21 protein-coding genes and 1 pseudogene are annotated in these 23,576 nt (G+C 68.0%); 13 read left to right on the top strand and 9 right to left on the bottom strand.

Annotation, left to right across the window (positions count from 1 at the left end):
• The first annotated feature begins 1 nt into the window (after window position 1).
• The 9 genes and pseudogenes from AC5P9W_RS12995 (at window position 2) to AC5P9W_RS12955 (ending at window position 7,826) form a co-directional block, all read left to right on the top strand.
• Window positions 2-886, top strand: a complete 885-nt coding sequence (locus AC5P9W_RS12995; protein ID WP_180876669.1) for an HlyD family secretion protein — start codon at window positions 2-4, stop codon at window positions 884-886.
• Entirely contained in the window at window positions 883-2,319 is a 1,437-nt protein-coding gene (locus tag AC5P9W_RS12990) for an efflux transporter outer membrane subunit (RefSeq protein ID WP_329866572.1), read from the top strand. Before AC5P9W_RS12995 ends, AC5P9W_RS12990 begins: the two co-directional genes overlap by 4 nt.
• A gap of 134 nt (window positions 2,320-2,453) precedes the next feature.
• Entirely contained in the window at window positions 2,454-2,801 is a 348-nt protein-coding gene (locus tag AC5P9W_RS12985; RefSeq protein ID WP_021204235.1) for an RcnB family protein, read from the top strand.
• 72 nt (window positions 2,802-2,873) lie between these two features.
• A pseudogene (locus AC5P9W_RS12980) lies at window positions 2,874-3,095 on the top strand (nuclear transport factor 2 family protein); the annotation flags it as partial.
• A 117-nt stretch (window positions 3,096-3,212) separates the two neighbouring features.
• Window positions 3,213-3,887 carry a response regulator transcription factor gene (locus tag AC5P9W_RS12975; protein ID WP_019659910.1) on the top strand — a complete coding sequence of 225 codons (675 nt, stop codon included), beginning with the start codon at window positions 3,213-3,215 and terminating at the stop codon, window positions 3,885-3,887.
• Window positions 3,884-5,116, top strand: coding sequence for a HAMP domain-containing sensor histidine kinase (locus tag AC5P9W_RS12970; RefSeq protein ID WP_495219294.1), 1,233 nt, complete (start codon window positions 3,884-3,886; stop codon window positions 5,114-5,116). Before AC5P9W_RS12975 ends, AC5P9W_RS12970 begins: the two co-directional genes overlap by 4 nt.
• A gap of 59 nt (window positions 5,117-5,175) precedes the next feature.
• The gene (locus AC5P9W_RS12965; RefSeq protein ID WP_139727218.1) at window positions 5,176-5,562 is read left to right on the top strand and encodes a diacylglycerol kinase; all 387 of its coding nucleotides are present in this window, start codon (window positions 5,176-5,178) and stop codon (window positions 5,560-5,562) included.
• Between the two features lie 73 nt (window positions 5,563-5,635).
• Entirely contained in the window at window positions 5,636-7,471 is a 1,836-nt protein-coding gene (gene eptA, locus AC5P9W_RS12960) for a phosphoethanolamine transferase EptA (RefSeq protein ID WP_478434083.1), read from the top strand.
• Between the two features lie 52 nt (window positions 7,472-7,523).
• On the top strand, window positions 7,524-7,826 hold the full coding sequence (locus AC5P9W_RS12955) for a hypothetical protein (protein ID WP_227853028.1): 303 nt from the start codon (window positions 7,524-7,526) through the stop codon (window positions 7,824-7,826).
• A gap of 18 nt (window positions 7,827-7,844) precedes the next feature.
• On the opposite strand, the gene AC5P9W_RS12950 is transcribed toward AC5P9W_RS12955, so the two are convergent.
• On the bottom strand, window positions 7,845-8,765 hold the full coding sequence (locus AC5P9W_RS12950) for a M14 family metallopeptidase (RefSeq protein WP_021204241.1): 921 nt from the start codon (window positions 8,763-8,765) through the stop codon (window positions 7,845-7,847).
• A 146-nt stretch (window positions 8,766-8,911) separates the two neighbouring features.
• On the opposite strand from AC5P9W_RS12950, the gene AC5P9W_RS12945 reads away from it, so the two are divergent.
• Genes AC5P9W_RS12945 through AC5P9W_RS12930 form a run of 4 tightly spaced genes read left to right on the top strand, consistent with a single transcriptional unit; the run spans window position 8,912 to window position 12,833 of the window.
• Window positions 8,912-9,565 carry a DUF3348 family protein gene (locus AC5P9W_RS12945; protein ID WP_134732382.1) on the top strand — a complete coding sequence of 218 codons (654 nt, stop codon included), beginning with the start codon at window positions 8,912-8,914 and terminating at the stop codon, window positions 9,563-9,565.
• A 10-nt stretch (window positions 9,566-9,575) separates the two neighbouring features.
• Window positions 9,576-11,840, top strand: coding sequence for a DUF802 domain-containing protein (locus AC5P9W_RS12940; RefSeq protein ID WP_478434084.1), 2,265 nt, complete (start codon window positions 9,576-9,578; stop codon window positions 11,838-11,840).
• Window positions 11,837-12,475 (top strand): OmpA family protein, encoded by a 639-nt coding sequence (locus tag AC5P9W_RS12935; protein ID WP_019659917.1) that lies wholly within the window; start codon window positions 11,837-11,839, stop codon window positions 12,473-12,475. Before AC5P9W_RS12940 ends, AC5P9W_RS12935 begins: the two co-directional genes overlap by 4 nt.
• A complete protein-coding gene (locus AC5P9W_RS12930; protein ID WP_111102400.1) occupies window positions 12,465-12,833 on the top strand; it encodes a DUF2894 domain-containing protein in 369 nt (122 codons plus the stop codon). The genes AC5P9W_RS12935 and AC5P9W_RS12930 overlap by 11 nt, the downstream gene beginning before the upstream one ends.
• A 480-nt stretch (window positions 12,834-13,313) precedes the next feature.
• Here the strand turns inward: AC5P9W_RS12930 and AC5P9W_RS12925 are convergent, their stop codons facing one another.
• The 8 genes from AC5P9W_RS12925 to AC5P9W_RS12890 form a co-directional block, all read right to left on the bottom strand.
• Window positions 13,314-13,760: an REP-associated tyrosine transposase gene (locus tag AC5P9W_RS12925; RefSeq protein WP_111102401.1), complete on the bottom strand. Its 447-nt coding sequence runs from the start codon at window positions 13,758-13,760 to the stop codon at window positions 13,314-13,316.
• A gap of 169 nt (window positions 13,761-13,929) precedes the next feature.
• Window positions 13,930-14,688, bottom strand: a complete 759-nt coding sequence (locus tag AC5P9W_RS12920; protein WP_206621426.1) for a 2,3-dihydro-2,3-dihydroxybenzoate dehydrogenase — start codon at window positions 14,686-14,688, stop codon at window positions 13,930-13,932.
• Entirely contained in the window at window positions 14,679-18,569 is a 3,891-nt protein-coding gene (locus tag AC5P9W_RS12915) for an enterobactin synthase subunit F (protein ID WP_206621425.1), read from the bottom strand. Before AC5P9W_RS12915 ends, AC5P9W_RS12920 begins: the two co-directional genes overlap by 10 nt.
• On the bottom strand, window positions 18,566-18,823 hold the full coding sequence (locus AC5P9W_RS12910; protein ID WP_019659922.1) for a phosphopantetheine-binding protein: 258 nt from the start codon (window positions 18,821-18,823) through the stop codon (window positions 18,566-18,568). The genes AC5P9W_RS12915 and AC5P9W_RS12910 overlap by 4 nt, the downstream gene beginning before the upstream one ends.
• Window positions 18,823-19,455: an isochorismatase family protein gene (locus tag AC5P9W_RS12905; RefSeq protein WP_021204249.1), complete on the bottom strand. Its 633-nt coding sequence runs from the start codon at window positions 19,453-19,455 to the stop codon at window positions 18,823-18,825. The genes AC5P9W_RS12910 and AC5P9W_RS12905 overlap by 1 nt, the downstream gene beginning before the upstream one ends.
• Complete coding sequence (locus AC5P9W_RS12900; protein WP_495219293.1) at window positions 19,455-21,107, bottom strand: (2,3-dihydroxybenzoyl)adenylate synthase; 1,653 nt, start codon at window positions 21,105-21,107, stop codon at window positions 19,455-19,457. The genes AC5P9W_RS12905 and AC5P9W_RS12900 overlap by 1 nt, the downstream gene beginning before the upstream one ends.
• Window positions 21,104-22,297: an isochorismate synthase gene (locus tag AC5P9W_RS12895; RefSeq protein WP_207049992.1), complete on the bottom strand. Its 1,194-nt coding sequence runs from the start codon at window positions 22,295-22,297 to the stop codon at window positions 21,104-21,106. The genes AC5P9W_RS12900 and AC5P9W_RS12895 overlap by 4 nt, the downstream gene beginning before the upstream one ends.
• Window positions 22,294-23,490, bottom strand: coding sequence for an MFS transporter (locus AC5P9W_RS12890; RefSeq protein ID WP_021204252.1), 1,197 nt, complete (start codon window positions 23,488-23,490; stop codon window positions 22,294-22,296). Before AC5P9W_RS12890 ends, AC5P9W_RS12895 begins: the two co-directional genes overlap by 4 nt.
• Window positions 23,491-23,576 lie beyond the last annotated feature (86 nt).

The raw sequence follows: 23,576 nt of genomic DNA, 5'->3' as shown, positions 1-23,576 counted from the left end.
AATGAAAGACCTGCTTGCTGTCATCGGGCGCTGGAGCGCAACCCTGGTAGTGTTCGCAATTGCCGTCGTCGCTGCACTGGCCATCTGGCATCGCTACGAAACACGCCCGTGGACGCGTGATGGACGGGTGCGCGCCGATGTGGTGCGCGTTGCGTCAGACATGGGGGGGCTGGTCACCCAGGTGCTCGTGCACGACAACCAGCGGGTCAGTGCCGGCCAGCTGCTGCTGGTGCTCGATCAGCCACGCTTCGCCGCCACGCTGGAGAAGGCAGACGCGGCGGTCAGGAGCGCGCATGCCACGCTGGCGCTGGCTCGCCGCGAATCGGCGCGGGACAACGCACTTGGCAACCTGGTCGCTTCGGAAACCCGCGAACGCAACGCCGCCAAGGTCGATACCGAGCTGGCCGCGCTGGCGCAGGCACGGGCCGAACAGCGCGTTGCCCAGCTCAACGTGCAACGCACCGAGGTGCGCGCAACCACCGATGGCATCATCACCAACCTCGACCTGCACGCGGGCGACTACCTGCAGCCGGGGGCACAGGCGCTGGCGCTGATCGACACCGGCAGCCTGCGCATCGAGGGCTACTTCGAGGAAACCAAACTGGCCTGCATCACCGAGGGCGATGCCGCCGTGGCCCGGCTGATGGGCGACAACCACGACGTCCGCGGGCACGTGGATACCATCGCCGCCGGCATTGCCGACGATCAGCGCTCAAGCACACACAACCTGCTGCCCGCCGTGGCGCCAACTTACACCTGGGTGAGGCTGGCGCAGCGCATCCCGGTACGCATCCGCATCGATGATGCGCCATCGGATACCCGCCTGATCGTGGGTCGCACTGCGAGTGTGACCATCACACCCTCGGCAGCGGGAGCCTGCAAGTGAGCGTGCGAACACTACGCGGTGGGCTGCTTGCCCTGCTGCTGCCCATGACGGCCTGCGTCTCCGGCCCCGACTATCACCTGCCTGCGAATGCCGTCGCAGCCTCCCCCCGGGCGGCCCGGGCGTTCGTCTCGGGCAGCGAGGCATCGTTCAGCCACGACGCGCCACCGGATCGGTGGTGGGAACTGTATGGCGACCCCCAGCTTGACGGCTACGTGCGCGAAGCACTGGCGGCCAACACCGACCTGCGCGCTGCCGATGCCAACCTCCGGCGCGCCAGCGCTACCGTGCTGGAGTACCGCGCGCGCGGTGCCGTACAGGCCGACGTGGATGCGTCGGGCACGCTCATCCATGCCGGTGGCTACACCCAAGCGTCGGCCGCGCCGCAGTCGTACGCGCTGGGCCTTCACCTCTCCTATCCACTGGATCTTGCAGGCGGTATCCGCCGCGGCATCGAAGCCGCCAACGCGGACGCCGAGGCCGTCGCTGCGGCGCGGGACCAGGTCCGCGTGGTCGTCGCTGCGGCCGTCACCCGGGCCTATCTCCAGGTGTGCACCCGAAATCACACGCTCGCTGCAACCCGGCAGGTGCTGGCGGTGCAGCGCGCCACCCTGGAGGCAACCCGACGCCTGGCTGCCGGAGGGCGCGGAACGGACTTCGATGTCAGCCGTGCCGGTGCCGCCGTCAACCGCAGCGCGGCGGGGATACCGCACCTGCTGGCGGAACGCCAGGCCGCACTGTTCGAACTGGCCGCATTGATGGGCAGGCTCCCGGCGGACTATCCCAGGGAGGCCGAAGCCTGCCCAGGCCCCCCGGAGCTGGGGCAGGCGCTGCCGGCCGGTGATGGTTGGCAGCTGCTCCAGCGGCGCCCCGACGTACGCGCAGCCGAACGCAGCCTGGCCGCCGCGACTGCAATGATCGGTGTCGAGACGGCGGGTCTCTATCCGCAGATCACCTTGGGCGCCTCTTCGGGCGTGGCCGGCACACCGGCGCATCTGCTGTCGGCCGACGGCTTCGGTGCGAGCATCGGTCCCGCGCTGTCATGGCACTGGCCCAACCGCCGCGTGGCCAAGGCCCGCGTCGCAGCGGCAGGTGCCAATGCAGATACCGCGCTCGCGTCCTTTGACGGCGTCGTGCTGCAGGCACTGCGCCAGACCGAGACCGCGCTTTCTGCCTGCACGCAGGAACTTGAACGCGAGCGCAGCCTGGCGCAGGCGCGTGGGGATGCAGCGCGGGCCGCCGGGCAGGCGCAGCAGCTCTACCGTTTCGGCAGGATCGATTTTCTCGACCTGCTTTCGGCCCAGGCCGCGCTGGCAGATGCGGAGTCCGCATTGGCCGTCTCGCGCGCGGAGCGCATTGACCGGCAGATGGATCTTTTCCTGTCGTTGGGTGGAGGCTGGGCTGCAACAGATTCAGCCCCGGGCGGGGTCCAGTGACCCGTTGCCTGGCAGCGGCTGCAGGCCGCGCCGTCTGTTCAGAAAAGTGCCGCCCAAACCCGTATTCATTCACACTGACTGCCCTATATTCCCGCCACGGCGCCGCATGCTGCGGCCATGACGGAGGCACTTCCATGAAGACCACACGTTTGCTTGCCATCGCTTTGACCACCGCCACCGCGTTGGCTGCGGCCCCCGCCTTCGCTGACCCGCCGCATCACGCCCGCGGCAACGGCCCGCCGCCGCATGCCGGCGGCCCGCACAACCGTGATGCGCCGCCGCCCGGCTGGCAGAAGAAGGCCTGGCGTCGTGGCGACCGCCTGCCCTGGGCCGAAGTGGACCGCCGCTACTGGGTGGACGATTACGCGCGTTATGACCTGCGCAATCCGGGTCGCGGCCAGCGCTGGGTGCGCCAGTCCGACACCGAGTACCTGTTGGTGGAGATCGCGACCGGCTTGATCATCGACGCGCTGCATCGTTGAATGCGGAGCGCGCTGGGGCCCTGTAGCCGTGGCCCCGGCGGCGCTTCCACCCTACGAAGGCCGTCATGAACGATGCGAACCACCGGAATCCAGAACGCGCTTCTCGCTGCGTGCCTCGCCGCAGGCCTGCCGGCCCATGCAAGCCAGCGCCCATCATCGGCTGATGTGAATGCCATCGAACAGGTGGTCGAATCGTTCCGCACCTCGTTGATCAACAAGGACAAGCCGACCTACATGAGCCTGTTCTTTTCGGACAGACCGGAAGATATCGGCTGGCAGTTCGTTTCCGAAGATGCCGGCCGATTGAACGTCGCTTGACGCGGCCGAACCCAGGCCGCGAACCATTCAGCATGCGCATTGGCAATCAGTCAGGGATCGGGCACAGTTCGGCCACGCGCAAGGACGCACGCCATGACCCGCCTGCTGATCATCGAAGACAACCCCGAGCTCGTAGCCAACCTGTACGCTTTCTTTGAGCCTATCGGCTACGTGCTGGACGACGCCCGCGACGGTGCCAGCGGCCTGCGCCGGGCCACGCAGCACGACTACGACGCCATCCTGCTGGACCTGATGCTCCCGCGCCTGGATGGCATGACGCTGTGCCGAAAGCTGCGCCGGGAATTCCAGAACCCGGTGCCGATCCTGATGCTGACCGCGCGCGATCCGGTCGAGGACCGCGTGCAGGGCCTCGCTCTCGGCGCCGATGACTACCTGGTCAAACCGTTCTCGCTGAAGGAACTGGATGCGCGGATCAAGGCCCTGGTGCGACGCGCCCAGGGCCGTCAGGTCGACAGCGTACTGGCGTGGAAGGACTTGCAGGTAGATACGCGCTCGCCGCAGGCCTGGCGACAGGGGCGCTGCATCGCGCTGACGCCTACGTCGCACAAACTGCTGATGTGCCTGGTACGCGCGGCCCCGGCCGTGGTGCGCAAGCAGGAGATGGAATACCTGGTCTGGGGCGACGAGCCACCGGACAGCGGCGCGCTGCGTACCCACATCCATGAGCTGCGCCTGCAGGTGGACCGCAGCTTCGACACCACGTTGATCGCCACGGTGCACAGCGTCGGCTGGCGCATGCCGGCGTGACCCCTGCCGCTCTCTACCGCCGCCTGGCCCTGCGTACCCGCATCACGATTTCGTTCGTGCTGCTGATGGCCGGCGCGATGGGCTTCATCGTCCTGGCCGAACAGGTGGACTACGACCAGGTCAGGGCCGCGGTCATCGCCCGGACCCAGGACAGTGCCGTGCACAAGCTGCAGGCAGCGCTGGCCCGTGGCGAGCGCCCCGCCCTGCCCCCGGGCAGCCAGCTGTACGACAGCCATAGCGTGCCGATGGTGCTGCGCCAGTACGGCCTGGGCTACCACGGCGAAGCAGGACCCGACGAGTGGCACCTGCGTGTGTTCGACAGTGGCGGCCAGCGCTACTACCTGCTGCAGGACGCTGCACCCTATGGCTACCTGGAACACCTGATCAATGCCTTTGCCGCGGTGGTCATTTCGATCTGCGTGCTCGGCGCCTTCCTGATCGGTCGCAGGGTGGCATCGCACGTCATCGCGCCCATCACGCAGTTGGCCGATGCCGTGCAGAGCGGGCGGAAGCCCTTTCCCTGTCAGGACGCCCGCGACGAGATCGGTGTACTCGCCCGTGCCTTCGCCCGGCACAGTGATGAGCTCGAACGGTTCCTGCATCGCGAGCAATGCTTCAGCGGCGATGCCAGCCATGAGCTGCGCACGCCCTTGGCCATCATCGGCGGCGCTGCGGAAACCCTTGCCTGCCAGCTTCCGTCCGACAGCCACCTGGTCCCCAGCGCGGAGCGTATCCTGCGCACTACCCAGGAGATGCAGCGCCAGCTGTCCTGCCTGCTGCTGCTCTCACGTACCCCCGGCTCCGTGCCGCGCAACAAGGTGGCCCTGCGCCCATTGATCGAATCCTGCATGGAGCGCTGCCAACCGTGGATTTCCGGCAAGCCGGTGATCGTTGCGTTTGATGCCCGGCATGACGCCGTGCTGGACACCAACGCAGATCTGGCGCACAGCGTGATCTGGAACCTGCTGCGCAACGCCTGCCAGTACACCGAAAGGGGCGAAGTGAGGATCACCCTCCACGACACCGCACTCACCGTCGCCGACACCGGACCCGGCCTGCCCTCCAGTATCGACCCACAGCAGTTCCAGCGCTTCGTGCCCGGCAGCCTGCACAATGGCGAGGGACTGGGGCTGTCCATCGTGCAGCGCATCGTCGAGCACCTGGGCTGGAGGATGACGGTGCACTCCTCGCAGCAGGGATGCCGGTTCAGCCTGGAATGGCCCGCCTGACGGTTTCCTGACACGCGCGTGCACATGCTGGGGATTGCTCACTTCACGGCGGAAACGGCATGCAGCACCCCAAGGACAGCGGCAAGTACCCGCATGGCAAGACCGGCCTGGGCCGCATCTTCCACACCCTGATCCATTCGCGAGACGGATTCATCGCTACCTTTCGTGGCGAGGCTGCTTTTCGCCAGCTGCTGCTCCTGCACGCGCTGTTGATCACTGCAGCGTTCGTACTGGACATCAGCGCGGTCGAGCGCGCATTGGTGTTGGCGGTCTGCTTCATCAGCCTGGTGGTGGAACTGCTCAACTCGGCGATCGAAGCCGTGGTTGATCGCATTTCGCTGGAGCAGCATCCGCTGTCCAAGAACGCCAAGGACATGGGCAGCGCCGCGCAGACCACCGCGTTGTTGATGGTCGGCGCAGTGTGGGGCGTGATCCTGCTGGGCTAGCCCGGCAAGGCTGACAACTTCCTGATAAAGCCGTTTCGATACTGCGCGCACTCCTGTTCCGCGGAACCTGCTCGTGCGCCAATGCCTCCGTTTTCCACGGCCCCATCCGATCATCCTGGTCTGGGCCGCAGCGTTTTTCTTCACCACGATTGGAAACATCGCCCTCTGGAAGACGCTGTGGGGGCTGATCGACCTCAACAGCCTGCGCAGCGTGCTGTTCCTGGCCAGCCTGCCGCTGGTGCTTTTCTGCCTGTTCAACCTGATGCTGACGCCACTGCTGGCACTGCCGTTCCTGCGCAGGCCGCTGCTGGTGCTGCTCGTTGTCGTCAGCGCCGCCTGCAGCTACTTCATGCTGCACTACAACGTGCTGATCGATCGCAGCATGGTGCAGAACGTGTTCGAGACCAACCAGGCCGAACTGAACGCCTATCTGTCGCTGCCACTGCTGTTGACCCTGCTGGCGCTGGGCGTGCTGCCCGCTGCCGGGCTGGCCCTGGTGCGCACCACCAGCGGGGCCGGTTCGATACGTTCGCTGCTGGTGTGGCCAGTCAGCGTTCTGGCGTCATTGCTGGTACTGCTGGCAATCGGCTTCGCGTTCTACAAGGACTATTCCTCACTGCTGCGCAACAACCGCCACATCCGCGACCAGGTGCTGCCGTTGAACGTGGTGCGGCATACCCACGGTTATCTGAAAGGTCTCTACAGCACCCGCCAGCAACCGCTGCGCGCGATTGGCATGGACGCACAGCGCGCGCCGGGCCCGCGCCCGAAGCTGGTGATCCTGGTCGTCGGCGAGACCGCGCGATCACAGAACTTCCAGCTCAACGGCTACCCACGCGCGACCAATCCCCGGCTCTCGCGCAAGGAAGGCGTCATCAGCTTCAATGATGTCTCCTCATGCGGGACCGCCACGGCCATCTCGGTGCCGTGCATGTTCTCGCAGATGACCCGAGGCCAGTACGACGACGTGCGCGCCGCAACCGAGGAGAACGTGCTCGACATCCTGCAGCGCACCGGCATCAGCGTGCTCTGGCGCAACAACAACAACGGCGGCTGCAAGGGCGTGTGCGAACGCGTACCGACCGAGGACATGCCTGCGCTGAAGGTGGCCGGCCAGTGCGTCAACGCCGACGGCACCTGCTACGACGACGTGCTGCTGCACCAGTTGGGCGCACGCATCGATGCCATCAACGGCGACGCCCTGATCGTGCTGCATCAGCTCGGCAGTCATGGGCCGACCTACTTTGAACGGTATCCCGCAGCGTCGCGGGCTTTCAGCCCGACCTGCGACAGCAATCAGATCCAGCATTGCAGCAACGAGGCGCTGGTCAACACCTACGACAACACTCTGGTCCACACCGACCACCTGCTGGGCAAGGCCATCGACCTGCTGCAGGGCTATGCGGACCAGCGTGATGTCGCACTGATCTATGTGTCCGACCATGGCGAGTCGCTGGGCGAACGCGGGATGTACCTGCACGGCACGCCCTACTTCATCGCCCCGCGCGAGCAGACCCAGGTGCCGATGGTGATGTGGTTCTCAGCGGAATTCAGCCGCAACGCAGGCCTGGACCTGGCCTGCATGCGTGGGAATGCGCTGCACCGCGCGTACAGCCATGACAACGTCTTCCACTCGTTGCTGGGCCTGTTCGGGGTCAGCAGCACGGTATACCAGCGCGATCTGGATGTGTTCGCCGGTTGCCGCACAGGGACGGCCCAGAGGACTACCGGGCCCGCGGTTGTCAGCGCGCCTGTTGCCGCGCTGCCAGCGAGGACCCGGCGTTGCTGGGCCAGGCTGAGCCTCGTCAGAAGTCCGCAGCTGCGGCGACGCGATGCTCTGGGCTGCTGGCGAGGCGTCGCCTTCGGATGGGTTCGCGGCACCGCTGGGCGCGGGGGGTTATCACCTTGATGACGTTGATCATCTTGATGCACCTGGCGGGCGCTGCTAAGGTCCCGGCAGAGTGCTGCTCCTGATCGGCCGCTTGGCGCATTTCCGGCACCGGTCTACTGGCAACAGGGCAAAGGATATGGCCGACAGAAAGTACTGGTTTACAGCGCGCAGTCACGGATGGGGCTGGGGACTGCCCTGCGCGTGGCAGGGCTGGGTGGTCTATGCGATCGCCTTTGCGCTTCTGCTCGGCGGTCCGTTCCTGTTCTCACCCTTTCGCAACCCTGTTGCCTTCCAGATCTACACTTGGACAATCGTAGTCGCGCTTGTGCTGGTCTGCTGGCGCAAGGGCGCGCCCCCCGGCCCGATGTGGTGAGGGCGGCGCTGCCGGATCTTAGTTGGCCAGGGCGAAATCCAGGCCCGCACACACCGCCGCCACCTGGGCGTCGTTGCATTCCTGCGGATTGGTGCGCGGGCTGTCCGGGTAGACCTCGGTGGTGGTGGCAAAGCGAGCATCGGTGAAGCCAGCGCAGGCGCCGATCGAACGGGATTCGCCCCAGACCACGCCCGGCGACTGCAACGGCAGGCCGACCAGATTGCCTTCGGCGTCGGCCGGGGCGATGTGGGTGATGGGCGCCACTGCGGCGATCAGTGCCTTCTGGAACTCGGCCTGCGGATCTTCACTGTTGCCGATCACGTAGAAGCCATCGGGAATGGTGTCGCGCTCGAACGGCTTGCCGTCGCGGGCGCAGCGCGCCGGATCGAACTCGTTCAGGTCGCTGTCGGTGGTCTCGTGCAGGTCCAGATGCACCAGCAGGTTCGGCTTGCGCTCGGCCACCCAGCGCATCAGCGCGGCGGCTTCCTCGATCTGGCCGCCGTCACGGAAGCTGCGGTTCGGGTCGATCGCATCCGGGTTCCAGCGCTGGATGCGCTCGTAGCCCCACGGGCTGACGCAGGGCGCGACGATCAGGTTCAGCCGGCCCAGGTAACGCTCCGCCTGCTGCTCCAGGAACTGCAGGGCACCGTGCACGCCGCTGGTCTCGTAGCCATGCACGCCACCGGTGATCAGCGCGGTCGGCAGCGCCGGGTTCCAGTCGTGGTTGACCACGGCGAACAGCGGGTAATGGTCCGGCGCATAGTCCAGCTGGCCGTACTGGATCACGTCGAAAACGCTGTCGTCCAGGCGCTCAAGGGCAGCCACCACGTCATCATGGTAGCTGCGCTGGCGCTGCTGGCGGGCCCGCCACTGTGCGCGTTCCGCGTCGCCCCAGGGCTGTCCGGGGGTGCCGATCGGGTAGAACTGCGCAACAGTCATGGGGGTACTCCAAGGATCGAACGGGTGGATGCAGCCGGACATTCTAAGCCTTGTCGCGCCTGCGGGTACCGCCCCCCAGGCCCCGCCTTCATCCAGCCGGGGTCATCTGGTTGTAAAATCAACGGTTTTTGGCCCCTCACCCCTTGATGGCGAACGCAGCGCAGCCGGTCCTGGGTGGACCGGAGTTCCTCCGCCTGCTCGCCCGTCTCAGCGACGGCGCGATGCCGGCCAGCAGTCCCGCCCTGACCGATCGCCTCGGCCAGTGGGTGGACTGGAGCCGTGCCGTGGCCCTGTCCGGGGCGCTCGGAGGACGCCTGCCCGAGCCCGGTGAAGCCGTCGAAGCGGTCGAGGATGTGCTGGCCGACTGCGCCCAGGCGCACGCCAGCCTGCGCGCCTCGATCAGTGAGGACGCCGAGGCCGAGCGCCTGCTGGACCTGGCCGAGGCCGCTGCCGCACCCAACTTCGCCTCGCTGCGCCAGCGCTACCGGGTGTTGCAGCAGGCCATCCAGACCGCCACCGGGCGCCTGCGCGGCCGCCTGCGCGACCAGCTGGTACAGGTCTCGCCGGAGCTGGCGCGGCTGGCCGAGGTCGATGCAGTGATGGAACAGACCCTCACCCCGCGCGAGCACAGCCTGCTGGCCACGGCGCCGGCAGTGCTCGGCGCCCGTTTCGACCGCGTGCACGGCCAGCCCGGCTGGCGCGCGGCCTTCCGCCATGACATGCGCACCCTGCTGCTCGCCGAGCTGCAGCTGCGCTTCCACCCGATCGAAGGGCTGCAAGACGCCCTGCGCTCCCACTGACCGGAACACCATGTCCAGAACTGCTTTCCATGTCGTTGTTTTCCTTGTCGGCCTGCTGGCCGTGTGCTGGATCGGCATTGGCTATGTTTCGGTGCATCCGCTGGGTGCAGCGGTGGCGGCGATCATCGCGGCCTGCTACATCGCCGGTGGCGTGGAGCTGTACCGCTACCGCCAGGCCAGCAACGGCCTGCGCGCCGCACTGAATGACCTGTCCAGCGCGAAGGAAAGCCTCGCCCCATGGCTGGAGCGCGTGCCGGTAGGCCTGCGCAACGCCGTGCGCCTGCGCGTGGAAGGCGAGCGCACCGCCCTGCCCGCACCGGTGCTGACCCCGTACCTGGTCGGCCTGCTGGTGCTGCTGGGCATGCTCGGTACCCTGCTGGGCATGATGGACACGCTGCGTGGCACCGGCCTGGCCCTGCAAAGCGCCACCGACATGGCCGCCATCCGCGGCTCGCTGGCCTCGCCGGTGCAGGGCCTGGCGGTGGCCTTCGGTACCTCGATCGCGGGCGTGGCCAGCTCGGCCATGCTCGGCCTGCTGGCGGCGCTGCTGCGTCGTGACCGCCTGCTGGCCGTGCAGCAGCTGGACCGCGCCATTGCCGGCGACCTGCACCCGTATTCGCAGGCCTGGCAGCGCGCCGAATCGCTGCGCCTGCTGCAGGCACAGTCCGCAGCGCTGCCGGCGCTGGTCGACCGCCTGCAGGCGATGACCAGCACCTTTGAACAGCACAGTGCGGCCGCCAATGAGCGCCTGCTGGCCGGCCAAGCCGAGTTCCTGACCCAGAGCCAGGCCCTGCAGGAACGCCTGGCCCTGTCGCTGCAGCAGTCGCTGCGCGAAGGTGCCGAAGCCAGTGCCGCGGCCATCGGTGGCGCGCTGCAGCCGATGGCTGAAACCACCCTGGCCGGTCTGGCTCACCATGGCGAAGCGTTGCATGCCCGTGTTGAACGGGCCGTGCAACAGCAGCTGGCGGGCCTGAGCGATGGTTTCGAACGCAGCCGGGTCGCCACCGAAGCCAGCTGGGCCAAGGTGGTGAGTGAACAGACCCAGGCGCAGCAGGCGCTGGTGAGTGATCTGCGCCAGCACCTGCAGGCCTTCAGCGATGGCCAGGGCACGCACGCCGAAGCACTCGTCGCGCGTATCGGCGAGCGCCTGCAGGCCGATGCACAGAGCAATGCAGACGCCTTGCGTGCCGCCGCCGAGCAGCAGCAGGCCCTCAACAGCGCGCTTGCCGAGCGCCAGCAGCAGGCGTTGATCGCCGCCAGCGAACATCTGGATGCGCGTGCGCAGGCGCTGCTGCAGGCACTGGAACAGCAGCACAGCGCCAACCAGTCACTGCTGCAGGATCATGAAGCGCAGCGCTCGCAGCAGTGGCAGGCCGCCCAGGCTGCCGCCGCAACCGCACACGCCGAACTGCAGGCCAGCCTGGACACTCGCGAGCAGCAGCGCCAGGCGCGCTGGGACGCGGTCAGCGCCGAACTGCAGCAGGCCCACGCCACCCTGCAGGCGCAGCTGCAGGCCGGTGACGAACAGCGCCTGCAGCGCTGGAGCGATGCCCTGCAGCACGTTTCCACCGAGCTGGCCGAGCGCCTGCAGGCCAATGGCGAGCGCCTGGCTGCGCAGCAGCAACAGGTCTGCGACACGCTAGCGGCGACCGCGCAGCAGATCGGCGAGAACGGTCGCGCGCAGGCCAGCGCCACGCTGGCTGAAGTGTCCACCCTGCTGCAGACCGCGGCGGCGGCACCGAAAGCTGCTGCCGACGTCATCAACGAACTGCGCAGCACGCTCTCTGAAAGCCTGGTGCGTGACAACGCAATGCTGGAAGAACGCGGTCGCCTGCTGGCCACCGTGCAGACCCTGCTCGATGCGATCAACCATGCCTCGCACGAACAGCGCACCGCGGTGGACGCGCTGGTTGGCGGATCGGCCGAGCTGCTGGAGCGCGTTGGCAATCGCTTTACCGACCATATCGCCGCCGAGACCGGGAAGCTGGACGGCATCGCCGCAGCGCTCCACGGCAGCGCTGGTGAAGTGGGCCAGTTGGCCAGCACCTTTGGTGAAGCAGTCGCGCAGTTCGGCAGTGCCGCCACCGCGCTTTCCGGCCGCCTGGAACAGATTGGCGGCGCACTGGATGCCTCACTGGCCCGCAGCGATGAGCAGCTGGCTTACTACGTGGCGCAGGCGCGCGAGGTGGTCGACCTCAGCCTGCTGTCGCAGAAGCAAGTGATGGAAGAACTGCAGCAGCTGGCCACGCGCCGCGGCAAGGCCGGCAGCGCATGAGCGACGAACTGGAGGTCGATGGCGGATCGCACGCCCCGATCTGGGCCGCCTTTGGCGACCTGATGTCGGTGCTGCTGGGTGCATTCGTGCTGATCCTGGTCGGCGTAGTTGCCGTGCAGCTGGAACTGTCGCAGCGGCTGGACCAGGAAGTGAAGCAGCGCCAGGCCGAAGCCAAGCGCCTGCAGACGCTCGAACAGGCACTGGCTGGCCCGCTGGCTGCCGGTCGCGTGACGCTGGTCGACGGCCGCATCGGCATCAGCGGCAGCGTGCTGTTCGCACTGAATTCCGACCAATTGCAGCCGGAAGGCCAGGAGCTGCTGCGCAGCCTGGCGGCACCGCTGGCCGCCTACCTGGGCAGCCGCGAGGAGATCCTGATGGTCAGCGGCTTCACCGACGATGCGCCCGTGCGCGAAGGCAACCGCCGCTTTGCCGACAACTGGGAGCTGTCCGCGCAGCGCTCGCTGACCGTGACCCGCACCCTGATCGCCGATGGCGTACCGGCCGACGCCGTGTTCGCCGCCGCGTTCGGCAGCGAGCAGCCGGTCAGTTCAAATGCCAATGAGGAAGGCCGCGCACGCAACCGTCGCGTGGAGATCGCGCCGATTCCCAAGCCCAAGGGCCCGGATGCCAAGTAAGCCGCCAGCGCTGGAGGGCCTGCGCGCATTGGTGCGTGACCTCGATGCGGGGTCGCGCTCGCTGCCGCACTACCCGCAGGTGCCGATGCTGCAACAGGTGCAGCGCGAATGGTCGGAGCTGCGCAGCGAACTGCAGGTGCGCCGCTCGCTGCGCGCCGAGGCCCCGGCTGACGGCGGCCCGCTGAACTCGGCGGTGCTGGTGCAGCGCATGCTGGACACGATGCAGGCCACCAGCCCCGGCTACCTGCGCCACTTCATCGACTATGTGGACACCTTGTCCTGGCTGCAGGCGCTGCAGGATGGCGCCGCCAGCGGCGGTGAGACCGCAAAGCCGAAACGGACACGCAAGCCGCGCTGACCATTGATTGGTAGTGCCGGCCGCTGGCCGGCAGCTACGCACCTCCGCGCGGGTCATGTCGTTGCTGGCCAGCGGCCGGCACTACCATCGCGGGTGATCTGCGCGCCGAAACGAAATCTGCGCGGCGCTTCGGTTCTGCTGTGGTAGTGCCGGCCGCTGGCCGGCATCACATCCAGGCTGACCACGGCCGAAGCGCGCACGCGGCGCTGAACAACGAATGGCCGTGCCGAACATTGATTGGTAGTGCCGGCCGCTGGCCGGCATCACATCCAGGCCGACCACGCCCAAAGCGCGCGCAAGCGCCGCTGAACAGCGAATGGCCGCGCTGAACACTGAATGGCAGCGCCGGCCGCTGGCCGGCAGCTACGCATCTCCTCGCGGGTTCCTGCGGTTGCCGGCCAGCGGCCGGCACTACCCTTACGGATGCTCTGTGCACCGGAACGGGATCTGCGCTGTGGTAGTGTCGGCCGCTGGCCGGCATCACCCCCAGGCCGACCACGCATACGGATACTCGCCAATCTGCCCAGCAAGACCGGCGCGTACCGGATTCCCCAGGATGTACAGCGCCTGCCGCGCCAGCGACTCTTCGGTCCTCACTGCATGATCGAAGTAGCCGGGCTGCCACACCGTACATCGACGGCCCGCCAGGCGATTCAGGGAAAGGGCGCTTGACGATTTCATCCGGCGCGCGATGTCGGGAAGGTCAGCTGCACGTAGCTCGAACATCCAGTGGACGTGATCCGGCATGACGACCCATGCGTGTGACCGTACGAGCCCGCGCTGTTCGATGTAGTGGAACTGGTCGATTACACATGCTGCTGCAGCTTCGCTTTCAAGGAGCCGGCTGCGCTGGTGTGTCGTGGTTGTCAGAACGTAGACCTGGCCGATGATCGAGTGACGGCCCAGGCGAAGGCGATGGCTGCTCATGCCCCATGGTGGGTCGATCACTGCGCGTTGGCTGTCGGGCCATGGCTCGACAGTGGTTGGGAGATGTCTGAAGGTGAATGAGGTTGCCGGCCAGCGGCCGGCACTACCGGGGCTGTGGGTTGCCGGCCAGCGGCCGGCACTACCACTGCCGGCCCGCGGCCGTCGGGGCTCAGCCGCGCAGGGTGGCGCCACCGTCCACGTACAGGTCGCTCATCGCTACGTGCCCGGCCTGCTCGGAGAGCAGGAACATCACCGACTGCGCGATGTCTTCCGGCGTAGCGAGTTTGCGCAGTGGAATGCCGGCCTTGTAGGTCTCAAGGCTGCCGACGATCACCCGTTCGGCGCCGTGCTCGTCCTGCCACATGCCGGTCTGCATCGGGGTCAGCGTGGACCCCGGGGCGACGATGTTGCAGCGGATGCCCAACGGCGCCAGCTCCAGCCCGAGGCAGCGGGTGAACATCGTGGCGGCGGCCTTGGACGCGGCATACGCCGCCATGCCGTGCCGCGGCACGCCAGCCGCATTCGAGCTGACGGTAACGATTGCGCCCTGCCGGCGCGGTGACATCACCCGCGCCAGCGCACGACCGACATGGAACACGCCATCGGCATTGACCGCGAATACACGGCGCCAGTCGTCGTCGCCCGTCTCGGTGACACCGCCCACATGTAGTACGCCGGCCACGCTGGCGGCCAACATGATCGGTCCGATGCTGGACTCGACCTGGTCCACCAGGGCGTCCACCGCGGCGCTGTCGGTTACATCGAGTGCAAACGACGTCACCCGGGTATCTGACACGCGCGGCGCGTCGCGATCGGTCGCCACCACGGTGCAACCGGCCACGGCCAGAAACCGTACCAGTGCCTTGCCGATGCCGCCGGCAGCACCGGTCACCAACGCCACGCGGCCTTCAAAACCGGTCAACTGCATGTTGCAATCTCCTGCTGCTCGTCCCATTGGCGCAACCGCGCCGACAACCACGGCGCCAGCTGCGCCACCGCATCGCGGCCGGTCAGTTCTGCATGCAGAAACGGCAGTTCCAACGACTGCACCCTGCGCGCGTGTGCCCGCCACAACGCCGACTGCAACTGTGGCCGCGCCTGGTGATCCCGGCCCGCACGCACATGCACCAGCGTGCCATCGAACGGCCGGTGGATATGTTCACGGATCAGTCGATTGGTGCCGGTCACGGCGCGCACCACGCCATCGAGCACCACATCCGGCAAGCTGCCGAGTGCACTGCCACCACGTCGCAGGAACGCGAGAATGCGTTCCCGGCTGTCCAGTTCCGGATGCGCATCCGGGTCATGACCGGCAATCGCCAGCAGTGCCCGCAATGCAGCGATGGCATCGGGTTCCGGCTCGGCCCGCCAGCACTCGCTGGGATAGGCGTCCAGCAGCACCAGCTCTCCGACGTCGCGGCCGATCTCATGCAGCCGCACCGCCATCGCCTGGGCCAGGATGCCGCCCACCGACCAGCCCAGCAGATGCACCGGCCCCTTCGGCTGTAGTGCGACCACGCGCTGTACGTAATCGTTGGCCATCGCCTCGATGCTGCTCGGCAGTGGCAGCCGCGCGTCCAGTGCCGGCGACTGCAGGCCATACACCGGGCGGGCTGGTTGCAGTGCCCGGGCCAGGGTGCGGTAGTTCCAGGCGATGCCACCGGCCGGGTGCAGCACGAACAGCGGCGTGGACCCGGCCGCTTCGGTCGCGGCCAGCGCGATTACCGGCCCCAGTGCGTGATCGGCCAGCGCGGGCGGCTCGGCAATGCGAACTGCCAGCGCGGCCACGGTGGGCTGGGCAAACAAGGCACCCAGACCCAGATCACAGCGCCAGCGCTGCTCGATGGCCAGCAGCAGGTGCACCGCCGACAGCGAGTCACCGCCGAGACTGAAGAAGTCCGCATCCACCACCACCGGCGCCTCACGCCCAAGCGCCTGTGCGAACAGCAACGCCAGCTCCTCTTCCAACGGCGTGCGCGGCGCCAAGCCGGCAACTTCAAGTTGCGGTGGCTTCGGCAATGCGTTGCGGTCGAGCTTGCCGTTGGCGGTCACCGGCCAGTAGTCCACGCCGACAAACGCCGAAGGCACCATGTAATCCGGCACGCGCGTGGCCAGGTGGCTGCGCAGCATGACGGGGTCGGCAAGCGCGCTTGGCACATAGGCCACCAGCCGGGCATCGCCGGGCGCGTCCTGGCGCAGCAGTACTTCCACGCGCTCCATGCCAGGCAGCTCGCGCAGTGCCGCCTCGATCTCGCCCAGCTCGATGCGCAGGCCGCGCAGTTTCACCTGATGGTCGCTGCGGCCCAGGTACTCGACCGCGCCATCGGCGCGCCAGCGCGCCACGTCGCCGGTGCGATAGATGCGTTCGCCAGGCAGGAACGGATCGGCGAGGAAGCGCTCGGCGGTCAGGTCCTCGCGACCGAGATAGCCGCGCGCCAGCTGCACACCGCCCAGATAAAGGTCACCGGCCACACCGACCGGCACCGGCTGCATCCGCGCGTCCAGCACGTACAGGCGGGTGTTCCAGACCGGGAACCCGATCGGCACCGGCCGCGAACGATCCTGCGCCGACGCCGGCCAGTAGCTGACGTCCACCGCAGCTTCGGTCGGGCCATACAGGTTGTGCAGCTCGGCGTGCACACGCGCGTGGAAGCGGTCGCGGGACGAAGCATCCAGCGCCTCGCCACTGGTGAACACCCGTCGCAGCTGCAGCCCTTCGGAGGCCGGTGCAGCGAGGAAGGCATCCAACATCGATGGCACGAAATGCGCCGTGGTGATGCCATGCTCGCGGATCAGCCGCGCCAGTTCAGTGGGATCGCGATGCGCGTCCGGCCCGGCGACCACCAGCGTGGCCCCGCACAGCAGCGGCAGGAAGAACTCCCAGACCGAGACGTCGAAGGTGGCCGGGGTCTTCTGCAGCACGCGGTCATCGGCGCGGATGTCGTAGTGCTCGCGCATCCACAGCAGGCGGTTGACGATGGCACGGTGTTCGATGACCACGCCCTTGGGCTCGCCGGTCGAGCCGGAGGTATAGATCACGTAGGCCGCATCGTCAGGTGCCGGATCGGCCCACGGTGCGGCAAAACTCAGCGCAGTCCACTGCTCCGGCGCGAGCACCGGTACGCCGGCCACGCGCGCCGATACGTCCGCCGCAGCCAGTACGCACACCGGCTGTGCCGAGGCGAGAATACGCGCCAGGCGCTCGTCCGGATGAGCAAGGTCCAACGGCAGGTAGGCCGCGCCTGCGCGCAGCACCGCGACCAGCGCGGTCACCAGCTCCAGCGAGCGCGGCAATGCCACCGCCACCACGCTGCCCGGGCCGACATCCATCGCCCGCAGCTGTGCCGCCAGCGCGAAACTGCGCGCTTCCAGCGCTACGTAGTCCAGCGTAGTGTCGCCGAACACCAGCGCAGGCGCGTGCGGGTCCCGATCCATGCCCTGCTGCAGCAGTTCAACCAGTGTGGTCTCAGGAAGCGCGTGCGCGGTGGCATTGAATTCCTGCAGCACCTGCTGCGCCTCCTCGGGCGTTGCCAGAGGCACGGCTGCGATATCGTCAGCCTGCAGTGCCGCCGACACGAAATGCAGCAACCGTGCCGCGTGTGCCTCGACATCCTCGCGACTGTACAGCGCGGGATTGGCCTCGATCTCCAGATCCAGCAGACGCTGGCCATCGCCACGGAAGCCCAGCGTCAGGTCATCCACCGGCCCGGTGCAGAGCACCTCCAGCGTCGCCTGCACGCCCGTCAGCGCCAGCGGCTTGTAGAACGGCTGCACATTCACCATGGGACCGTGCAGGCGCTGCTGCGCGCCCACCAGGCCCAGATCCCGGCGCAGTTGCTCGCCTCGGTAACGGCCGTGCTTGCGCCCTTGGCTGAGCTGCCGGCCCAGGCTGCGGGTAAAGGATTCGACGCTGCCCTCGCCGGCGGCCACGCGCAGCGGCAACACATTCATCACCATCGCCGGTACCCGTGCCGACGCGTTGCCGAGCCGGCCCATGTAGGGCACGCCCAGCACCACTTCATCGGCCGCGCTCATCCGCCGCAGGTACTCGGCCGACAACGCGGCCAGCACGTCTGGCCAGGGCTGCAACCAACGTACCGATGCCTGCAGCAACTGCTCACGGAATGCCGCATCGAGCGGCTGCACCCAGCGCAGCGCGTCGTCACTGGCCGCGAGCGTACCGGCCAGGCCCATGCCCGCCGGTGCACCCTGCATGTGCTCGCGCCACCATTGCCCGGCCTGCGTGCGGCGCGGGTCGGCACGATAAGCAGCATCGTCGGCCAGCACCCCCGCCAGCCCCGGCAGAGGCTCACCCGTACGACCGGCATACAACGCGCACACGCGATCAGTGAACAGCGCCATGCCGTAACCATCGGCCGCCAGGTGATGCACGCGCAGGTACCAGACCCAACGCTGCCCGCCCAGTTCAAGCAGCACCTGCTGGCTGATCCGGTCCCGGGTGGGATCGACCGGGCTCAGCCGGTCGGCGTGCATCAGGTTGCGTGCCGCAGCGGCGGGATCCGCCTCGGTAGAAACATCGCGCACCGAAAGCAACGGCACGTGTGCCGTGTCATGCCACTGCAGCGGCTGGCCATCGGCACCTTCGGCAAAGCGCAATGCGAAGGCCTCGGCCTCGCAGGCAGCCTGGTCTGCGGCTGCGACGAACGCGGCCACGTCCAGCGGGCCGTCGATCCATACCGCGTGCGCGGTATTGAATGACGGATTGTCCGGTGCCAGCCGCTGTGCGAACCACAGCCCGGCCTGGGCCTCGGTCAACGCCACCGGCGTGGCCAGCGCTGCGGCGTTCATGCGTTCTGCGCGGCCTGCAGTTGCTGCACCACACCCCACCACTGGCGCAGCGTGGTGTGCTCGGCCAACTGCGAGAACTCGAGCGGAAGGCCGGTGTTGCCCCAGGCCAGGACCAGGCCGAGCATGCGCATTGAATCCAGGTCCAGGTCGATCAGGTTGTCGTCGTCACCGATCTCGGCCGGCGTGCACTCCAGCACGCGCGCTACGTCGGCGCGCATCCGCTCCAGATCCAGCGCCTCACCCATGGCAGCCATCACAGCACCTCCAGCAGCTGATCGGTGGTCATCGGCACACCACAGGTGCGCGCGATCCAGTGCAGCGCCTGATCGTGATCGGCACGCGAGAAGTCCGCCACCGCATCGGCGGCGATGAAGGCCTCGATGTCACGCTGGAAGGCCTCGACCACGGTCGCGGTGCAGCCGATATGGGCGTACACGCCCGTCACCAGCAGCTGGTCACGGCCGCGCACCCGCATCAGCGTTTCAAGGTTGCTGCGCTGGAACGCGCTGTAGCGGTGCTTCACCAGCACGTGCTCCCCTGGCTGCGGTGCCAGTGCTTCGATGATGGGTTCGTGATCGGCGCTGCGGCGCATGCCCGGCCCCCACAGGTCAGCCTGAAGGCCACGGTCACGGCGGTCCTGGTCGCCATGCTGAGCGGTGTAGAACACCGGAATGCCGTGCGCGCGGCAATGCGCCAGCAGGCGTGCGATGTTGTCCACGGCCGGCCGCAGCGGCGCCTTGCCGGCGTCGAATGCGGCCAGGAAGTAACGCTGCATGTCGTGCACCAGCAGCGCGACACGATCGCGCCGGGGGCGCCAGGGGCCACGCGCCTGCGGCAGTTCAGCGGCAGTCGGCAAGGGGTAATCGGTGATACGGGGCAGCGCCATCAGCGCGTTCCTCCTGTCTGTTGCAGATGACGCGCACGCAGCTGCGCGCGCAGTTCGCGGCGGCTGATCTTGCCGACCGCGGTGGTATCGAAACTGTCGACGAACACGACCTGGTCGGGCACCTTGAACGCCGCCAGGCCGCGCCCGCGCATCCAGGCCTTCAGTGCCGGGGCCTTGAGCGGCTCGCCCTGCGCGATCACGAACGCACAGCTGCGCTCGCCCAGATACTCATCGGGAATGGAGACCACGGCGGCGTCAAATACGCCGGGGTGCGCCAGCAGATGATCTTCGATCTCTTCGGCAGAGATCTTCTCGCCCGCCCGGTTGATGTGGTCACCCGCACGCCCCTGTACCACCAGGTAGCCACCGGGCAGCTGCTGCACACGGTCGCCGGTACGATAGAAGCCGTCGTCGGTGAACGAGCGCGCATTGGCCACCGCATCGTTGTGGTAGCCGCGGATGGTGTACGGGCCACGGGTGAGCAGATGCCCTACCTCGCCTTCGGCCACCGGCTGGTCATGGTCATCGACCACGCGCACTTCATCATCCGGACTGATCGGCCGGCCCTGGCAGGCGACGATCAGTTCCTCCGGGTCATCCAGCCGTGTGTAGTTGACCAGGCCTTCGGCCATGCCGAACACCTGCTGCAGCGTGCAGCCAAGGCCGTCGATCACCCGTCGTGCGGCTTCCGGCACCAGTTTGGCGCCGCCCACCTGCAGTACCCGCAGGCTGGACAGGTCATGCCTGCTGGTGGCGGCGGCCTGCGCCCACAGCAACGCCAGCGGCGGCACCAGCCCACAGCAGGTCACCCGCTCCCGTGCGATCAGCGGGAAGGCCGCATCCGGGCCGGGGCCCGGGCTGAGCACCACGCGGGCGCCGGCGTACAACGCGCCGAAGAAACCGGGCGAGCTCATCGGGAAATTGTGCGCGGCCGGCAGCGCGACCAGATAGACGCTGTCGCGGTCGATGCCGCAGATTTGATTGCTGGCACGGAACGAATAGATGTAGTCGTCGTGCGTGCGTGGAATCAGCTTGGACAGCCCAGTGCTGCCTCCGGAAATCTGCAGGAACGCCACCGACTGCGGGTCCGGATCGGACGGCAGCTGGCTGCGATCGCCCTGCAGTGCCTCCAGCGCGATGAACTCCGCCGCATCGCCGTCGATCACCACATGGCGAACCGCCGGCACTTCGGCCTGCAGCGCCCTTGCCAACCCGCGATGATCGAAGCCATCGTGCAGTGCGCTGGTGATGTAGGCACTGGCTTCGGCCTTGTTGGCGAAGTGCACCAGCTCGGTGATGCGGTGCGCCGGCAACGCATACACCGGCACCAGCCCGGCACGGAACAGGCCGCAGACCGTGGCGATGAAGCCTGCCGTGTTGCCCAGCTGCACCAGCACCCGCCCCCCTGGCTGCAGGCCCAGCGCCAACAGGCCGGCGCCGATCCGCCCGGCCTCGTGCCACAGCTGTGCATAGCTCAGGCGGACGTCGCCGGCGACCACCGCGATGTCATCGGCATAGCGTTCTGCACGCTCGCGCAGGAAACCCGGGAAGGTCTCGCCACGCCAGTGACCGGCTTCGCGATAGCGCGCCACCAGCGTGTCGGGCCACACCTGCTGCAGCGGCAGGCGGGAAGCGTCAGTGGAGGTACTCATGCGGCAGGCTCGATGGCGGGCGCGGATTCATGGACACCCAGCGCGTTCAACAGGGCAGCGAACTTCGCTGCGGTTTCGGCCACCTCGGCCTCGGGGTGTGACTCGGCGACGATGCCGGCACCGGCATACAGGCGCAGCTGCGTGCCCTGCAGGCGCGCGCAGCGGATCGCCACGTACCAGTCGCCGTCACCCTGCGCGTCCAACCAACCCACGGCGCCGGCATAGAAGCCACGCGGCACCGGTTCCAGCTCGCGGATGCGCTGCAGCGCCGCCAACCGCGGCGTACCGCAGACCGCCGGCGTAGGGTGCAGCTGCGCCAGCAGTTCGGCGGCTGACGTCTGCGGATCCTTCAGCGTGGCGTGGATGCGGGTGCCGAGGTGCCACATGCTGGCGGTGGCATGCAGCACCGGGCGCGGCTGTGCATCGATGTGGCTGCAGTACGGTGCCAGGCCTTCGACGATGGCTTCGACCACGTGGCGGTGCTCGTCGTGGTCCTTGGTCGAGGCCAGCAGCGCCTGCGCCGCATGCTCGTCCTCGGCGGCATCGGCACTGCGCCGCGCGGAACCGGCCAGCGGATGCGACAACAGTTCGGCGCCTCGCTTGCGCAGCAGCAGTTCCGGCGTCGCGCCCACCAGCCAGGCCGGCGCCTGGCCCAGCTCCACCGGAAGCGGCACCGCGTAGGTCGCCACCGACGGATCCGCGCCCAGGCGTGCCAGCAGCACGTCCGGAGAAAGCGCCTGGCGGGTGCGTGCCAGCAGGCTGCGCGCCAGCACCACCTTGTGCAGGTTCTGCTCGGGCGCACGCAAGGCCTGCACTGCCGCAGCGACTGCAGCGGCATAGTCCTGCGGCACAGGTTCGGCCCGCAGGGCGCCGTCCAGCGGCGGTGCGGCCTGCGGCTGCAGTGCCAGCGCCGGCAGCAGGCGCTCGGGCTGGTACAGCGCATCGTCGGCACGCGGCTCGAACGGCACCGCGCCAACCAGCAGGCCCGGGCCGCCACGCTGCTGGGCAAAGAACGCCGAAACGCGTTCTGCCAACGTCGCCAGTGCACCGGCTGGCAACGTGGCGCGGCAACCGCGGGCGTGCACGTGCTGGCCGGCATGCTGCAGCAGGAACAGCGACGCGTCGTCGGTGCTCTGCTGTGGTGCTGGCGCAGCCTCCGGCCACGCGCCCTGCATCAGGGAATCGTTCATGGGGTCTCCTTCATCCGATGCGCTGCAGCCAGCGCGCACAGCAACAGCAGCAGCGCGCCCACCAGCAGGTAAGGCAGGCTTGGCCCGCCGCGATACAACAGCGTGCCGAGCATCGGCCCGGCCACCATGCCCAGCCCTTGCGCGGCCGCCACGGTGCCTGCGGCGGCGCCCTGCTCGTGCGCCTCTACCGCATCGGCGGCCAGCGCCTGGAACGAGGGGAATACGAAGCCCATGCCGAACGCAGCCAGCGCATACGCCGCAGGCAATTGCCAGGCCTGCTGCACGCCCGCCACCGAAGTGAAGCCGATGCCGGAAATGAGAGCGCCGAGGACGATCCAGCGACGTGGATGCACCTCCAGCTTCATCACCAGCGCCTGCGCCAGGATCAGGCCGACGCCAACGGCGGTGAGTGCAATGCCGGCCATGCGCGCGCCGGTCGCCGCATCCAGACCCAGGCGATCAATTGCGAAGAAGCCGACCGTGACCTGCGCGATGGTCACCGAGACCATGGCGATGAACGCTGCCAGCTGCGGCAGGCACAGGCGCGCGTCGAGGCGGCTCATCGGCGTGCGGCGCTGTGCGGACGCGCCCACCACGGGCGGTGTAGCCGGCAGGCGCCAGGCCAGCAATGCCAGTGCCAGCAACGGAAGCAGCGCGGCCACGTACAGCGCCAGCGACAGGTTCGTATAGGCCAGCCAGCCCGCGGCGGCCGGGCCGAGCACCATGCCCAGCGCGTTGGCACTGCCCAGGCGGGCGAGGAATTTTGCACGCTGTCCGGTGGGTGCCCTGTCGGCGATCAGCGCCGCTGCGGTAGGAGGCACAGCCGCGTAGAACAGGCCGATCAGGCCACGCGCACCGACCAGCACCAGCACTGACACCAGCACCGGCGGCACTGCCTGCAGGGCGACATCGATGAACACCGCCAGCGCGATATAGACCACGGTGTAGGCGCTCATCGCCAGCATCAGCACGCGTTTGCGGCCGATGCGGTCGCTGAGCTGGCCCCAGGGGCGCGCGGCCAGCATCCACAACACGCCCGCGGCGGTGACCGACAGTCCGGCATGCCACTCGGACAGCCCGAGCATGCGGACCACCGGACCGATCACAGCGACGAAGGACATCATCGCCATGGTGCCGATCAGGGCAGCCAACACCAGCGCCGGCAAGCCGGGAACGACGGGACGTGCGTGCATGAAACACCAGCCGTAACAGGAAAGGATTGGCCGGGCGCGTCTGCACGCCCCGCCCGGCACCCGCCCCACTCAGGACCGGATGCCAC

It is taken from the genome of Stenotrophomonas sp. YJH_SMC_33, assembly GCF_059372295.1.
The sequence above is the reverse complement of the archived record's forward strand: the minus strand, read 5'-3'. Positions and strand labels throughout refer to the sequence as shown.